At 35.6% G+C, this 16,893-nt stretch carries 14 protein-coding genes; 7 read left to right on the top strand and 7 right to left on the bottom strand.

The features are described 5' to 3' along the window. Window positions 1-134: 134 nt before the first annotated feature. Entirely contained in the window at window positions 135-335 is a 201-nt protein-coding gene (locus JOC75_RS14120) for a cold-shock protein (RefSeq protein ID WP_146950016.1), read from the bottom strand. 372 nt (window positions 336-707) lie between these two features. Here JOC75_RS14120 and JOC75_RS14115 point away from each other — a divergent pair, with 372 nt between their 5' ends. Both JOC75_RS14115 and JOC75_RS14110 read left to right on the top strand, forming a co-directional pair. Next, window positions 708-1,169, top strand: coding sequence for a LytTR family DNA-binding domain-containing protein (locus tag JOC75_RS14115; RefSeq protein WP_204954686.1), 462 nt, complete (start codon window positions 708-710; stop codon window positions 1,167-1,169). Next, the gene (locus JOC75_RS14110) at window positions 1,159-1,566 is read left to right on the top strand and encodes a DUF3021 domain-containing protein (RefSeq protein ID WP_204954685.1); all 408 of its coding nucleotides are present in this window, start codon (window positions 1,159-1,161) and stop codon (window positions 1,564-1,566) included. Before JOC75_RS14115 ends, JOC75_RS14110 begins: the two co-directional genes overlap by 11 nt. A gap of 67 nt (window positions 1,567-1,633) precedes the next feature. On the opposite strand, the gene JOC75_RS14105 is transcribed toward JOC75_RS14110, so the two are convergent. Further along, window positions 1,634-2,614, bottom strand: a complete 981-nt coding sequence (locus tag JOC75_RS14105; RefSeq protein ID WP_204954684.1) for an alpha/beta hydrolase — start codon at window positions 2,612-2,614, stop codon at window positions 1,634-1,636. 221 nt (window positions 2,615-2,835) lie between these two features. Here JOC75_RS14105 and JOC75_RS14100 point away from each other — a divergent pair, with 221 nt between their 5' ends. Beyond that, window positions 2,836-3,342: a DUF421 domain-containing protein gene (locus JOC75_RS14100; protein WP_204954683.1), complete on the top strand. Its 507-nt coding sequence runs from the start codon at window positions 2,836-2,838 to the stop codon at window positions 3,340-3,342. 72 nt (window positions 3,343-3,414) lie between these two features. Here the strand turns inward: JOC75_RS14100 and JOC75_RS14095 are convergent, their stop codons facing one another. Beyond that, entirely contained in the window at window positions 3,415-4,374 is a 960-nt protein-coding gene (locus JOC75_RS14095; protein ID WP_239589479.1) for a glycine-rich domain-containing protein, read from the bottom strand. 757 nt (window positions 4,375-5,131) lie between these two features. Here JOC75_RS14095 and JOC75_RS14090 point away from each other — a divergent pair. The 3 genes from JOC75_RS14090 (at window position 5,132) to tatC (ending at window position 7,636) form a co-directional block, all read left to right on the top strand. Beyond that, entirely contained in the window at window positions 5,132-6,568 is a 1,437-nt protein-coding gene (locus JOC75_RS14090; RefSeq protein WP_204954682.1) for an alkaline phosphatase PhoX, read from the top strand. Between the two features lie 17 nt (window positions 6,569-6,585). Next, window positions 6,586-6,816 carry a twin-arginine translocase TatA/TatE family subunit gene (locus JOC75_RS14085; protein WP_204954681.1) on the top strand — a complete coding sequence of 77 codons (231 nt, stop codon included), beginning with the start codon at window positions 6,586-6,588 and terminating at the stop codon, window positions 6,814-6,816. Window positions 6,817-6,904: 88 nt separating this feature from the next. Beyond that, entirely contained in the window at window positions 6,905-7,636 is a 732-nt protein-coding gene (gene tatC / locus JOC75_RS14080) for a twin-arginine translocase subunit TatC (RefSeq protein WP_204954680.1), read from the top strand. Between the two features lie 395 nt (window positions 7,637-8,031). Here the strand turns inward: tatC and JOC75_RS14075 are convergent, their stop codons facing one another. The 4 genes from JOC75_RS14075 to JOC75_RS14060 all read right to left on the bottom strand — a co-directional run bounded on the left by JOC75_RS14075 (window position 8,032) and on the right by JOC75_RS14060 (window position 15,190). Continuing rightward, window positions 8,032-8,592, bottom strand: coding sequence for a general stress protein (locus tag JOC75_RS14075; protein WP_204954679.1), 561 nt, complete (start codon window positions 8,590-8,592; stop codon window positions 8,032-8,034). A 129-nt stretch (window positions 8,593-8,721) separates the two neighbouring features. Further along, on the bottom strand, window positions 8,722-10,506 hold the full coding sequence (locus JOC75_RS14070) for a methyl-accepting chemotaxis protein (protein WP_204954678.1): 1,785 nt from the start codon (window positions 10,504-10,506) through the stop codon (window positions 8,722-8,724). A 129-nt stretch (window positions 10,507-10,635) separates the two neighbouring features. Beyond that, window positions 10,636-12,660, bottom strand: coding sequence for a bifunctional diguanylate cyclase/phosphodiesterase (locus JOC75_RS14065; protein WP_204954677.1), 2,025 nt, complete (start codon window positions 12,658-12,660; stop codon window positions 10,636-10,638). Between the two features lie 139 nt (window positions 12,661-12,799). Further along, window positions 12,800-15,190 (bottom strand): GH36-type glycosyl hydrolase domain-containing protein, encoded by a 2,391-nt coding sequence (locus JOC75_RS14060; RefSeq protein ID WP_204954676.1) that lies wholly within the window; start codon window positions 15,188-15,190, stop codon window positions 12,800-12,802. A gap of 229 nt (window positions 15,191-15,419) precedes the next feature. Here JOC75_RS14060 and JOC75_RS14055 point away from each other — a divergent pair, with 229 nt between their 5' ends. Then, a complete protein-coding gene (locus tag JOC75_RS14055; RefSeq protein WP_204954675.1) occupies window positions 15,420-16,823 on the top strand; it encodes a sodium/glutamate symporter in 1,404 nt (467 codons plus the stop codon). Window positions 16,824-16,893 lie beyond the last annotated feature (70 nt).

Here is a 16,893-nt window from a genome sequence, read left to right as displayed (position 1 = left end):
TTGATATGCCCAGTAATAAGGCTGTTTATTATATATGATATCCAAATATCCTAGTTAGTTAATTTTGAAAATGAATACTATAAAAAAGCATAATAAAAAAAGGACTCTAAAAAGAGTCCTTTTCTATAAGCTAATTACGCTTTGTTAACGTTAGTAGCTTGAAGTCCACGTTGACCTTGCTCAGTGTCAAAAGTCACTTTTTGGCCTTCGTCAAGAGATTTAAATCCTTCGCCTTGGATAGCTGAGAAATGTACGAATACATCTTCTCCTCCTGCTGTTTCGATGAAACCGAATCCTTTTTCTGCGTTAAACCATTTTACTGTACCTTGTTGCATATGTGTTACCTCCTGGTGTAGATATAATCCACAACTAATGTGCAGATTCTCTACTAAATATTACTATAATTGCTCAATTAGATATCAAAGGCGAAAAGTTTAAATACTCTTTCCCTACAGACCGAACAAAAATAATTCTTTCTAAGAATATCAGATAAAGCGTGAGAAAGCAAATTTTTTCTATTTTTTGTGAAAATCGGGTGTCGTTTCATGGTAAATTAGCTTTACATCACCAATCAGTGAAATGAAGTTTAACAAACAATTCATACATCTATATAAACCGGTTATCCATAACTTTAAGCAAGTTATGTCATTTTTACTCCTCAACTAAAAGTGTGTTGCTATAGTAATAACAGGGAAGGAGGAAAACTATTGAAGCTGAACATTGATATCAATGAAAAATATGAAGAAACACATGTGACGATTCATGCAAAGGTTTGGACAAAAGAGGTTGAAGATTTAGTCAAGAAGCTAAACCAACAGTCACTAAGACGAATTGTAGGGGTAGAGAATGAGAAGTCTATACTTCTCTCCCCAGATGAAATTGATTATGTATATGCTCGAAATCGTAAGGTATTTGCTTCAATACACAAGCACTCTATTGAAGTAAATATGAAGTTATATGAATTAGAACAGCTTTTGGTAAACCATGAGTTTTCTCGTTTTTCAAAGTCGGCAATCGGTAACCTTAACAAGATTGCACGCTTTGAGTTAGCTTTTAACGGAAACCTTTGTGTTTTTTTTGAATCTGGAAGTAAGGAATATGTTTCTAGAAAATATGTCCATGAGATTAAACAAAAAATAATTTTAGGAGCTGATCGACATGATAATTGAAGGATTAAGGCGAAGCTTTTTTGGATTAGGCTTTTCTGCATTTTTCATCTTCATAGCCTTAACAATAATGATGTTACAAGGAATTGAAGCCTCTGTGCCGATAATATGGAGCAATATGTTAGGAAGTATTGTAATGGGTATTTATTTTGGTTCAGCTTCACTTATATTCGATATTGAAACATGGAGTCCACTAAAACAAACGATTATACACTTTCTATTCTCCATCATGATTTGGCTTCCATTAGCCATATTTATTGGTTGGCTTCCTCTTGAACCTCTCCCACTTACACTAGGTATTGGTAGCTTTGTAATTGTTTATCTTATTTTTTGGTATGGCATTCAAATGTACTTTAAAAGATTAGAAAAAGAAATGAACAATTCCGTAAAAAAGCCATAGATTTTTCAATGACCTTAAAAAACAGGTAACTTCCTTAATGAGAAAGTTACCTGTATATAATGACGAATCACTCAATTCCAGCAGTTTTAAAGAATGACTTCAGCTTTTGTTGATATTTCATTTCATCCACTGTGTATGCTTCTGTATGACCTGCTCCTGGGACAATCCAGAGATCTTTTTCACTTTTAGCAGCTGCATAAAGTTCATTTGCCATTGCTGTTGGAACGAGATCATCTTGATCACCATGAATAAGTAACAATGGTAGATCATTTTTCTTTACTTGCTCTATAGCAGAGGCCTCTGTGAACGTGTAACCAGCTCGGACCTTTGTCACCGCACTCGTTATCTCCATAAGAGGAAATGCTGGTAAATTATACAGATATTTTAGCTGATGTGATAGCTCTTCTTTAACAGATGTATAACCACTGTCAGCAATTACTCCCTTCACTTCTTGAGGAAGATCTTCACCACTTGTCATGAGAACTGTTGCTGCTCCCATTGAAAATCCATGAAGGAGAATTTGACTCTTACCTTTTTCATTTATTAAGAGCTTAATCCACTGCTCATAATCTTTACGATCATGCCAGCCATAGCCAATGTAATCTCCTTCACTTTCACCATGTCCTCTTGCGTTCGGCTTTAGTATGTCAAATCCCTGCTCATAATAAAACATTGTCACACCAGGCATTTGCTCACTATTCCCTTTATATCCATGAGCAAGAATAACTGCTTTACCGTTAGGCTTCTCATTTGCTAAATAGTCAGCTTTAAGACTTAAGCCATCTCCTGATTTCATTTCAATCGTTTCAAAGGTTTGTTTTTCTGTCCATTCCATTATTTCTGCTAATCTTTCCTGCTGTTGCTGCTCTTCTTCAACAGTAGTACTTACAGTCTCAGCTCGATCCTCACTGCCACCATGTAGTTGAATAGATTCCTTAGAACGATTGACTGCAACATTATAAAAATAATTACCTGCTCCAACAAGGAAAATCAAAACAAGCAATGTTAAACCAGACACAACCCAAACGATTCTTTTTCTCTTTTTCATAAACTAGCCCCTTCTTCCCTATATACCTCAAATCTTATCTATCACTATCTATAACTATTTTACTAGAAAATAAATGGTTCTGTCACTTAGGAGATTACTGGGGTCTGTCCCCCAGACTTTTACTGCGATAAAGCACCGAGGGACTGACCCCAAAAAGACTGTTTAACCTCTATCCAAATAAGGAATGATAAAGGTAAAGCTATACGAAAGGGGAAGTGTGGATGTTTTTAAGTAGTTTTGCTGATCTTTGGAGAATCATAGTCGTTGGTTTTTTTGGCTATCTGTCTCTTATTCTTGTTTTACGGATTGCAGGTAAAAGAACACTATCTAAGATGAATGCCTTTGATCTTGTGGTTACGGTTGCACTTGGCTCTATTCTAGCTACAACCCTTTTAAATAAAAAGGTTTCATTATTTGATGGCATCACCGCATTTGTTACCTTATCCATTTTACAGTTTATTGTCGCCTGGCTTTCAACTAGGTCGAAAACGTTCAGCAACTTTATTAAATCACAGCCACAGCTCTTATATTTCAAGGATGATTATCTAAAGCAACCAATGAATAAAGAAAGAATTACAGAAAATGAAATCCTTCAAGCTACCCGTTCTCAAGGTATTTCATCAATGGAAGCTGTTAAGGCAGTTGTGCTTGAATCAGATGGTAGCTTGTCTGTTCTTAAGAAAACCCAAGAAGAAACTGAGCAAGCACTGAAAAATGTTCGTAAGTAGGACGTAAGACAAAAATGGGGTCAGTCCCTTAGCACAGTAAAGTGCAAAGGGACTGACCCCATTTTAAACACACTAACTACTACAACCCCCGCCACAACTAGAACAACTGGAGCCACCGGAGTCTCCTCCTGAGTCAGATGAACCACTACAGGAATAGCCAGAGCATGAAGCTCCTCCTCCATGATGGTGGTCCTTATTATATTCTGTTGGTAGAACTTCACTTATATGCTCTTGATAATGCTCTTCTTCATAAAGTGAATAAAAAACAGCTGCACCAAGTGCCATATTAAAAATTTGCATATCAGAAGTTGTGCTAGAGATTGCAGGCTTATCTTGATCAAGCTTCAATCGATCAGCTTGTGTTATTTCATTTTTCATTTTAACAATCAATTGACGTTTAACATCAACCCAATCTTCTCCTTTTCGGAAATATTTCATAAGTAATTCATCTTCTGACAGCTTCTTAAAATCATCAAGAATTTCGCGTTTAATCGGATGCTGAAGAAACCTTCCCCAGATTGCTTTACTGTTTGGTGTTAATTCAAATAAGCTTAAATATACCCAATCAAAAAATGCTCTTTCTCCTGGTATTGGTGTACTTTCCATATTTGGCATGTGATGAAGTGTTTCTTTGTAGAACCCCTTTGAAAATGTCTCATATTCTCTTGTGAACATGAGCATTTCATGCCAAATCACATCAACTCGATCACTAAACATTGGTACAGATTTTAGTAAGCTATTCATAAAGAAGTATCGCTTTAATTCAAAAAATACCCAGTCAACCTCATGCTCTGGCCATTTAGAGTGTTCTAACAACACGCGATTTTTCACATTTTCTTCATATGATTTTGATAAAGCTTTATCAAGAGATTGAACAATAGGCATACCACCCTCTATTTGTAAGCCCAATTTCTCTGGAATAGGATCATTTCTTAGATTTCTTTTTCTTATAGCATTAGGTTTCACCAATACTTTTGCTATAAAAACCATAATAATTATAAAAAGTGCAATAACAATAATGAATTCACCCATTATATTTCCTCCCTCTTCACTAATAGAAAATTAGATTACTCTCACCTATATTTTAACATTTACTACCTCATAATTAACCTATGAAACTGCTGAACATGTTTATGTAAAAGTTAGCGCAATCCTCATTAACGATAAGATCGTACCACAAGAGTAAAGAGATAACAGGTTAAAAGTCATACCGAAGCCAATTAATTCAAATGCACCTGTAAAATATGTAACGTCTTGACTATTAATGTATGCAGACTAATCATAGCAGTTATATGGTTTGTTTCATATAAAAATTTCCAATTATGATATGATCACACACTCACATCCCCGCATAAAAATTATCCATGCTGTAGATTTTATTATCCATTTTTCCAAACTGATTAATGCCATGGAAAGTAATTTTTACGTGTGCATTTTGGGAGCTTATCCACCGATCATCATTGAGGATTCCTTTCATAGTGGAAATAAAAGCTAATCATCGGCAGGCTTTACTTGTTTCAAATATTCTCTTACTCATCAAATTTCACATCAATCTTTTGAAATAAAAGTTGAGTTTCCAGTAGATATCCTATCTTTCATATCTAGATGAATAGTTCACATTATCTATGATAATTATCATAACTGCATAGATACGGTTCCTTTTTACTGTTTTTCTTTGTTCACCAAATATTTACTTTATTTTCACATTCCGTTTACGTAAGCCTGTTAGCTTGTATATAGATAGACAACACCAATGAACTGACTCAAAAATTATGGGGAGGGAATATCAATGACCGAAAACAAAGAGTTTAAAAGTATGAACCGTCGTGATTTTCTAAAAGTTGGAGGAATGAGTACAGTTGCATTATCTTTAGGAACTACTGGGCTACTATCTGTAGGCAATGCTACAACAAGTCAAGCTAAAGGAAATTCTACATCTGGATTTCGTGGTTTTGGAGATTTAGTTCCGGATCCAAATGGAATCCTCGATTTACCAAGAGGGTTTCATTACAAAATTATTTCCAGACAAGGCGAACTGATGACAGATGGAACCCCCATTCCAGGAGCATTTGATGGGATGGCTGCATTTGAAGGACCAAACAATACAACTATTCTTGTTCGTAACCATGAATTAAGTACAGGCAAAGCATTTGGAAAGAACCCTTATGATGCAAATGCTCAAGGTGGTACTTCAGCTCTAGTTGTAGGTCCTAATCGTGAAGTAGTCAAAGAATATGTTACCTCTTCAGGTACAATCCGAAATTGTGCTGGTGGAGCGACTCCTTGGGGTACATGGTTAACTTGTGAAGAAACACGTAGTGCCACACACGGCTATGTGTTTGAAGTAGATCCACAGCAACCGGAAAACGAATTGTCAAGAACCCCAATCAAGGAAATGGGACGTTTTTCTCACGAAGCTTGTGCGATCGACCCTTCAACAGGATATGTTTATTTAACTGAGGATGCAAGTCCAAGTTACCTTTACCGTTTTATTCCTAATGACTTGAGCCAGAAAACAGGTTCGTTACAAAAAGGCGGTACTCTTTATGCAGCAGCAATTGAAGCTGTAACTGATCCATCAGCAAGCACATTTAAAACAGGACAAACATTTAAGCTAGTTTGGAAGAAAGTAGATCCTCATTTATGTCGCGAGGACGCTAAAGCACAAAACTGTATTGAATTCAGTAGACTTGAGGGGGCGTTCTTCCAAGAGGGTGTTTTCTGGTTTGATGACACCTCTGCCGGTGACAAAAAACTTGGACGTGTTTATCGTTATGTGCCTCATACTAATACATTGGAGCTTTTCTATGAAGGAAACGATGCTCAGTATATGGAATATCCAGATAATATCTGCTGTACTCCTTGGGGTGACCTTTGGTTTGTTGAAGATGGAAAAGGACAAGATCGCATCATGGGAATTACTCCAGAAGGCAAGGTTTATCCTTTTGGTGCAAACCGTTTAAATGATAATGAATTTGCTGGTCCAATCTTCTCACCAGATGGAAATACGTTATTTGTCAATATTCAAAGTCCAGGTATAACCTTTGCGATTTGGGGACCATTCCCACGCAGAAACTCTGCCCGCGCTAGGGAAATGTCTTATTCTTCCCCTGCAAATCTTGCACCGAAAATTTCGGAAACAACTGCTAAGGTTGCCAAGGCACAAGGTATGTCTGTTCTAGAGGCAGCAGCATTTGAGCGCCACGGAATAAAATTAAATTCATGATCATTGGAGGAAGATAAATGCTACAAAATATTGGGATTCCCGGCTTAATTCTTATTTTAGTCATTGCGCTAATTATTTTCGGTCCTTCAAAACTCCCTGAGATTGGACGAGCCTTTGGTTCAACTCTTAAGGAATTTAAAAAAGCCACAAATGATCTAGTTAACGGTGATAATAAGGAAAATGATAAAACAGAAGAAAACTCAAAGATACAAGCTGTTGAACGACCTACTAGTAAAACAGGTAGTTAATTAATATAAGAAATAAGCAGGTCAAAAACCTGCTTATTTCTTTAACATTTAGATAAATCAAGAAGCTTCTTGAAAGGAGTTGTTTAACGTGGATGTAACTGAAAAGAATGTAATTGATCATTTAAGCGAGTTAAGAAAAAGAGTAATCATTACTTTGGCTTCCTTTCTCCTATTTCTTATTATCTCTTTCCTTTTTGTTCAAGATATACATCATTTCTTAGTTAAAGATCTAAATGATAAGTTAGCTGTGTTAGGTCCTGGTGATATTCTTTGGGTTTACATGGCTATTGCAGGATTTAGTGCCATTACATTTACCATTCCTATTGCTGCCTTACAAACTTGGCTTTTTGTTAAACCTGGTCTAAGAAAAGAAGAGCAAAAAGTGACATTAGCTTTTATTCCCGGAATTTTCATTTTGTTCATTTCAGGAATTTCATTCGGCTATTTTATGCTATTTCCAATCGTTTTATCTTTTCTCCAAACACTTGCAGGTGATCAGTTTGAAACATTTTTCACCGTGGATAAATATTTTAGATTCATGATTAACCTTACATTACCCTTTGGCTTTTTATTTGAGATGCCTGCTATCATCATGTTTTTGACAAGGCTCGGGATAATTAATCCACAGAGGCTTGCAAAATCAAGAAAAATCTCTTATTTTCTTTTAATCGTTATATCTGTACTAATTACTCCTCCAGATTTCATATCTGATATTCTGGTGATCGTACCGTTAGTTTTGCTATATGAAATTAGTATCACATTATCAAAAGTAGTTTATCGAAAAAAACTCACTCTTGTTTCACATCATGCGGTTCAGTAAAGATAGAGGTACATATAAAAAAGCGAAAGCGCCTTGGTCATCACCGTACAAACTAGAGTAGCATCGTCTAAAGAGAGGAAACACGGTAAGAAAATGAACCGATGTTAACTTTACGTAGGGAGAAGATCTGAGGTTAAGCTATAGGTAAATGACCTTTTTCCAAAAGTATACCGCTAGAGCTAGACATTAAAAAGAAGATAAAACTTTTATGCTTTCCGACCTTTTTAAAAGACAACCGAGAGATGTTATTCCTCTGTTCATAACATTTACATCAACAACTCCATTATTTTTATATATTTTCATTTAATCAAATATAGAAATTTTAATAAAAAAATCACCCTTGGCAGAAATTTATCTGACAAGGGTGATTGTATATTAACTGTTTTAGCTTTTTATTATCTGTTGTTTCCACGAACATTTTCAGGGTACGTATGAGTATTTAACGCATTGTTGTAAGTGAATTTCTCATAAACTCGGTCTTCACGTTCTTCGTCTGCTTCAACCAATACAACAATATGCCCTTGATTTAAGTGTTCTTCATACTCTTTTGCATGTTCTTCAGGAATTCCTGCCCCAGTAAGTGCACCTACTAGACCACCACTACCGGCACCAATTGCTATACCACTTAATGTTGTTGCTAAAGGACCTGCTGCTGCTAATACGCCAATTCCCGGAATCGCCAATAACCCTACCTCAGCAATTAGTCCTGTTATACCACCAAGCACTCCACCTGTTCCGGCACCAATACCAAAGCCTTTTCCTGCATTCTTCCCTCGACCACTGCTTGTCTCTGTTACATTATTGTTCGTTTCTTGTTGAATTCCTTCAACATCATCACTGTCTTTCGCAAAGATAGAAATATCATTCTTTTCGTATCCCAAATCATGAAGGGCTTTAATTCCATGAACCGCTTCATCTTGGTTTCTAAATACTCCACCAATAATTGTCGTTCTCATCAAGATCCCTCCTATTATTTGTGTACATTAGGGTTGTTTCCCTTTGTGAAAAATAGTAAACATTCAATAGATTTTTCCGTTTTGATCATATTAAAAAGGCTTGGATAAAATACATCCAAGCCAATCATATTATTTAGCATTATTATCTTGTTCATTTCCTAATGAAAATTGCTCTGTAATCTTTTGTAATACTTCACTTAATTCATTAAGATTTTCAGCAGATGCTGTGATTGTTCCTATTACACTTGTTTGTTCTTCAACAGAAGCAAGAACTTCTTCAGAAGATGCAGCTGTTTCCTCAGATACAGCTGCAATGCTTTGTACTGATTCTAAAATACTATTACTATGATCTGTTACGACAGATATTTCCGTATTTAGAGTGTTAACAGCTTCAATGATTTGATTCATTGAAAGAGATATCGAATTAAATTGTGTTTGAGTATCCTTAACAGCATGATCAAGTTTTGTTGTAATTTGAGTTGAGTTGGCCATCTCCATTACAGTAGCTTCAGTTTCTTGCTCAATATTATTAATCATCTGTTGAACTTCACTCGTTGCTTTATTTGTTTCTTCAGCCAATTTGCGAACCTCATCAGCAACAACCGCAAAGCCTTTTCCATATTCTCCTGCTCTGGCTGCTTCTATACTAGCATTCAAAGCCAATAAATTAGTTTGTTTTGAAATAGAATCAATAGATGTAACAATTTGAGAAATTTCTTGAATACTTCCATACAACTTTGTGATACCTATACTAATTTGATCTGATGCTGTCATTGATTCATTATTTGAGTCTTGAAGGATCGTAACCTTTTGCTTGCCTAGTTCAATTGCTTTAGTAGAATCTCCAGTTAAAGTCGTCATTAACTGACTTTGTTGATTCATCTGAGCAATAGCATGACTAAGATTCTCTGTTTTTTGATTTGTTGAATCAATATCAGCAGCCTGTGATACAGATCCTTTTGTAATTTCATTCATCGCACGCCCAATTTCTTCACTTGTTGCATTTGTTTCTTCTGTTAATGCCGAAAGCTCTAAAGCTGATTGCGACATATTCATGCTAGTTGATTGCATCTCTGAAACGATTGACTTTAGTTGCTTTGACATTCTATTGAAAGCTCTTCCTAATTGTCCAATCTCATCATCTGACTCAGGTAAGGTAGGTACATTTAAGTTTCCTTCAGAAATTAGTAGAGAAGACTCCGTAATTTTTTCCATTAGCTTAAGTTTTCCTCTACTCATTAAGTAAAACACTACTAGTCCGATAACCGTTATTAATACTGAGACTCCCAGAATTAAATACAAAAGTGTTTTTAGTGATTCATAAAATTCATACTCATAAGCACCGACACCAATATTCCAGTCCCAGGGTTCATAATAAGATGCATAAACAATTTTATTTCTCTCTTCTGTCTCACCAGGATTTTTCCATCCATATTCATAAAATCGATCTTCAACAGCAGTAGCTTTTGCAGTAGTTACTATATCTTGTATAACAAACTTCCCTTTAGAATTTTGTAAATCTGTTTTATTATCACCTAACGGAAGCATAGGGTGAAGCTCAACAATTTGATTTGAGTCAAAGGCCATAATATAGCCCTCTTTTTTATATACAAACGACGATTGTGAAAAATCATATTTAGTAGCTCCGTCCACAGTTACAGGAGGTCCAACTAAAATAACACGTGCCTTTTCTTTCGCTTCTTCAATTGTAATCGTTCCCGCTTCTACTTGCTCATTAAGAACTTCTATAGTAGAAATGGCATTATGCACAATATGCTGCAAATCCAACTTTCCACTACTAACTAATTCTTTTTTAGAAAAATTGTAGCTTAACAGACCAAGAGTGGTAGTAGCAATTAAGATTAAAGCCGTGATACCTAACAGTAATTTGGTCGAAATTTTGTTGAATTTCATAATTTGTGCTCCTTTTTTGTAATCGTTTTCCTATACTCTTTATATCGTCAAGTTTTAATGTGTTATGAAGTACTTTCGAAAAAAGAGTTTAAGAGAATTATTACCAATCATGATTACAAATAGAGCTTATTATCTGTTTTTATACCAAGTGACTAGCTCCTCTTCGATAAGCGGGCGTGAAAAATAATACCCTTGAATATGAAGTGCTTCTGAAACAGATGTAATGAAATCAATTTGTTCCTTTGATTCAACACCTTCTATAACAACTTTCAGATGCAATGAGTGACAAAGTGTAATGATTGCTTTTAATATATCGGAATCTTTTTCAGATAAAGGAACATCATCAACAAACGATTTATCAATCTTAATTGTTGAGATCGGAATTCGCTTAAGATAAGACAAGGATGATAATCCTGTTCCAAAATCATCCAATGCTACAGATAAGCCCATACCTCTTAATTTCCCAACAGCAGAAATTGCATTTTCAATATCATGAATAACACTTGTTTCTGTTATTTCCAGCTCAATCATGCTACTGCTAATTCCGTATTCTGATAGACTTTTTGTCATAACATTTAATAATCTAGCTGACGTTACATATGCACCTGGAATATTTATAGAAACTTGTGAAAACGGGAAAGAAGCTTCTTTCCAAATAGAAACCTGTTTAAATACCTCGCGAATAATCCAATCAGTGACATCAAAGATCTTTCCATTATCCTCAAGAACCGGTATAAAAATTCCTGGAGAGATCATTCCTTGCTCTGGATGCTTCCAGCGTAATAACGCCTCTAATCCTGTTACCTCCATCGACTTCGAACATACCTTTGGTTGATATGTTAAAAATAGTTCATTGTTCGTCATTGCACGATTAATATCTTGAACAATTTGTCTTTCAAAACTATACGTATGAACGGCAGGGTCATATTCTATTACCTTATTTTGTTCACTGATAGAAGGATGCAAAAGAACAGCCATTGCATTAGTAAATAAGTCTCTTACATTTTTATTACCAGTTGAGTAATTAACTGTACATACAGTATGAACGGGTATTGAATTATCACCAACCATGATTGGCTTTTGAAACGATGATAAAATACTCTCTAATGACCTTTTGACTTCTTCATTTTTTGATCCATCATAAGTAAGTAATGCAAAGCGATTTGCCTCTATACGAAATAAGCTTGTAGAAGCTTGAATTTGACTTTTGATCATATCTCTTACAATTTTTATAATTTCATCACCTAAAGAATATCCATGGAAACCAATTAGATTTTCAAGATTATGAATCTGAATAATTGCTAAGCTACCGCTAACGTTGTTGCTATTATTTATACTATTTTCAAACTGCCTTTGATTAGGCAAAAGTGTTAAAGCATCAAAATTATGCAATCGATAATCAACATAACGATCTAGCAAACTAGTTAAAGCAGAAACAAACAATAAAATAAAAATCCCAATAGTCACAACCAAAATGAGAAGCGACATGTCCATTTGATGGAATTCATGAGAAACCATCGTACTAGAATGATCAACATAAACATCAATTGCAAGCATGCCTGTATAATGCATACTAGCTATTCCGAGCCCCATTATAATGGCGGTAATTACCTTAATATATTGATTTCCGATAAATCTTTTTGAATTTGAAAAAATAAACAATGCCACATAAGAAACCACAATAGCAATGACAATTGATAATAAAAACACCCATGGTTTATACACATATTCTGCATCCATTTTCATCGCAGCCATCCCGATATAGTGCATGGATGAAATACCAACACCCATCGTAATTCCTGCAAGAATATATGGCCAATGATTACGATTAGCGCGACTTGCAATATAAAAAGCTAAAAAAGAGGCAAGTATAGCAGGTAAAACAGAAATTGTTGTTAAGATAAGGTCATACTCCATCGGAATTGGCAGCTTATGAGCACTCATTCCAATAAAATGCATGGACCAAATCCCTAATCCCATCGCAATTGATGAGAGGACTAACCAAAAATATTGATGAAAAAAGCTATTATGCTGAATCCTCTGATTCAAAGACAGAGCTGTATATGAAGCACAGCATGCAATAACAATAGAAAGAATAACAATTGGAGAAGAATATTCCCCACTTAGTTTAAGAAGATCTTGTGTGTGTGACATAGTAGCAACAACCTCATTACATTAATAATTTGTATACTACTTATATCGGCACAATCTTCTTTATGTCTAGTATTCAAGTGACTTTATACTAAAAATACCTGCCGAGCCCATTTAAATCGGAGCTCGGCAGGTATTTTATTTAACCTTCTAATGGAATTTTTACACATACATGATATTCTTCAGTAGAATTCAAGTCTTTAAGTATCCCATCTTCCACCATTTCATTGTTCACATACACTTCAATTTTGCTAACAGTTTCATCTCTCTTCATATCAATTTGTAGCTCTGCTCCTCTAAATGTACGTTTAACAGAAGCTTCTTGCCAATCAGAAGGAAGCTGTGGATTGATTCTAAGTCCCTCTTTTTGACCCTTTATACCAAATAAACCGTCAATTAAGCAACGATAAACCCATGAAACTGTTCCAGTATTAAACAAGTGACTTGAGCGCCCGGCTGTACGTGGAATTTGCTTATATGCTCCACGGTAATAATTTGGAATAAACACAGGCAATTGACCTCTTTGAAGAATGTCATTCAAATCAGGACCAGGAATCATTTTTCTAAGCAAACGGTAGGCATTATCCGTTTCTCCTACTGTGTAAAGAGAGTAGATATAAAACACAGCCGCATGATTATAAACCGAGCCATTTTCCGCTGAGCCCGGATGTTTTTGTGTGACCCGTCCCACATCCTCCCTCATAGCTGTATAAGCCGGAGCGAGCATTTCTACACCATATGGTGACTCTAATTGATCAGTAACGGTAGCTAATAATGTTTGTTTCTTTGTTTCGTCTGCAGCACCACTTAAAAGCGCCCATCCTTGAGAGTTAAGGAAAATTCGTCCTTCCTTATCCTTACTAATACCAAATACCACATTATCATCAGTAATGCCTCTTGCGTACCACTCACCATCCCACAGGTACTTATTAATCACTTCATTTGTTATATCTGCTTGCTGCCTGAATTCTTTGCTAGTTGAGATCTGTCCATTTTTCTCACAAATATCTGCCCAAATTAGAAAAGCATATGCTGAAGCTGTTGTTAGCCATCCAGATACACCCTTTCCTTTATATCCAACCATATTCATGGGATCACACCAATCTCCTTGATTGATATAATTTAGACCTCTTTCATCTCGATCATTGATCAGCCAGTACATCGCTCGGTTAATGTGCTCAGAAACAGTTGCTGCCTCTTCGGCTTCACCAGCAAACGGTACGATTTCTTCGAGAATCGTATAGTCATTTGTTTCATCTAAATAAGTACTCAAGCAAATCGGCAGCCATACACAATGATCTGTATGAGGTACTTGATTGATATATTTTAACTCTGCATCTTTGTGTAAAATGATCCCATCAGGCATTTCTCCATTTGCTTTTTGCTGACTTAATGCCAAAAGAAAAGCATTTCTAGCAATTTGTGGCTTAATATAGCTCATGCCCATATTGTCTTGAAGATAATTCCTCGTCTGCGGATCGGTTGATAAACGATTTGTACTACCATGATAGTACATTTGACGTGGTAGCCAAGTATTCACAAAATTATCGAAATCAGCATCTGGGGTTTTGATTTTTATACAACCCTGACCTTCTGCTATATATTTTTCATATTCTGATAGGGCTAAATCAAATCCAGTTACGAAACCGGTTTCCTTTTTAGTTAAAAAATATCGTTCTCTTATGTTAGCAATCTCTTCCTCTGTTTTTGCTGCTCCAAATAAAAATCGGTATTCCTTCTCTTCATCATGATTCATCTCCAATTTGTACTGAAAAACAGCAACAGGCATTTCATAACGAGAATCCCCTTTTTCTAATTCATCCTGTTGTATTGCTGATGGTAAGGTTATTCCACCTTCACCTTCAAAAGCTTCTTGGTTAACTTCCCATGATAATGGCTCATGATCACCTAATAAAAACGTTTTATCTTTTAAATTTTTAATCTTTTCATAATCCTGGTATTTTTGATAAGGTGTAATCGCAGAACAAACAATTCCTTGTAATTCCTTCTTATATTCACCTGATTGATTCATCCATGACATGTACCCCACTGTAAAATATGGGTAAATACTCAGTTTTCTCTTTCTTTGTGAAGTATTCTTCACCTTTACTTTCCATAGCTCCATTGCTTCATCTTTAGGTAAACTCAGTGTCATTTCAATTAATATTCCTTGATGCTCAACCTTCCAGACAATATCATTTTTCCCTACAGAGAAAGTATAGTGGTCAGTAGAAACACGAACCGGTTCATACGGTGCTGAAAAAACTTCACCTGTTTCTTCATCCTTTACAAAAACAAAACGTCCAGGATGATGAGCATAATATGGCTGTTCAGGCTGCATAAATGTTTTCGCTTCCAAATTAGGTGCATACGAATATTTCGCAGGCTCTGGCTGCATAAACTGCGCAACAACATATCCACGACAATTCACATGAATCATCATCTTATCATTCCAAAGAAATCCTGAAGCCTTTGGCATACTAGTAGGACTAGAAAGCTCATAATACTCGTTATTTTCTGACGCTCTTATCACAATAATCCCCTCTTTCTTTAGCAATCCACTATAAAGATATACTTATAATTATATGCTTGAACAGGTTTAGTATATCAAAAAACAATCCATTAATTGATATATTTTAGAAATTTATAGAAAAAAATAAACCGGTTTCTATAACCCATAGTTCAACGATTTGTTTTATCCAAATGATATAGGGAATTGTTTAGTATTAATGATGTTTTTGCAGAAAGTAAGGAGGTTAACTATGAGTGCTGAGATGGTAGGCTTAAGCATTATCTTAATTGGGATTTTATTATTAGTAGGGAAGTGGATAAGAGTACGCTTTTCAGTCTTCCAGAAATATTTTCTACCAAGCTCAATTCTTGGTGGTTTTATTGCCCTACTTTTAGGGCCTGAAGTATTTGGAAAATTGATTGGACAGTTTCAAGGAAATAGCTCTTTGCTTTCTAACGGTGTTTTTCCAGAAGATGTGCTTAGCTCATGGCTAACACTTCCTGGTTTATTAATAAGTGTGATATTCGCTACACTTTTTTTAGGTAAAAAAATACCGAACATAAAGGATATTTGGCTTACAACTGGTCCACAGGTTTCATTTGGACAAACTGTTGCATGGGGGCAATATGTTTTTGGACTTTTATTAACCATTACTCTCCTTACACCTTTTTTCGGGATCAACCCTATGGCAGGTGCATTAATTGAAATCGGATTTGAAGGTGGACACGGAACAAGTGCAGGTTTAAGTGAAACGTTTCAACAATTAGGCTTTGCTGATGGAGCAAATCTTGCTATTGGTCTTGCGACTGTAGGAGTTGTTTCAGGAGTAGTAACAGGGATTATTTTGATTAACATTGCTGTAAAGAAAAATAAAACAAATGTACTGAAAGACCCAAGTAATTTACCGGAAGATAAACTTCGTGGAATCATAAAGCCTGATGATCGACCTTCAGCCGGTAAAATGACAACACAACCAGAATCAATTGAGCCACTTGCCCTTCATATTGCCATAATTGGAGTAGCTATTTTTGTTGGTAAGATTTTGTTAGAAGCATTGATATATGTAGAAAGCATTACATGGGGAGCAGATACAGAAATTTTTACACATCTCCCATTATTTCCTCTTGCAATGGTGGGTGGAGTTATCTTACAGACTTTTATAGATAAAAGCGAAAAGTTCAATTTAATAGACCGAAAAATGATTCTACGAATACAAGGATTGGCTCTAGATTTCCTGATCGTTAGTGCCATTGCTACTTTATCTCTAACAGTTATCGGAGAAAACTTCCTACCATTCTTACTTTTAGCTTTAACAGGTATTTCATGGAATATTGTTGCATTTATCTTTTTAGCACCACGGATGATTCCAGAGAATTGGTTTGAAAGAGGAATTGGTGATTACGGTCAATCAATGGGCATGACAGCAGCTGGATTAATGTTAATCCGTATCGCTGATTCAAAAGGAGAAACCAAAGCACTTGAAGCCTTTGGTTACAAGCAATTGATGTTTGAACCATTGGTTGGTGGAGGACTGTTCACAGCTGCATCTCTTCCACTTATTTACGAATTTGGCCCTGTACCAATCCTTTTTCTTTGCTTAGCAATCATGATTGTGTGGTTGATTGTAGGTATTTTTTATTTTGGGAAGAAATAATGTTGTTGTTGTTTCACAGAAGTCTTTTGTTAGATATATACTATATAAAAACAGCTTTTAATACAAAAAG

Source organism: Metabacillus crassostreae, assembly GCF_016908395.1.
GTDB classification, from domain to species: domain Bacteria; phylum Bacillota; class Bacilli; order Bacillales; family Bacillaceae; genus Metabacillus; species Metabacillus crassostreae.
The sequence above is the reverse complement of the archived record's forward strand: the minus strand, read 5'-3'. Positions and strand labels throughout refer to the sequence as shown.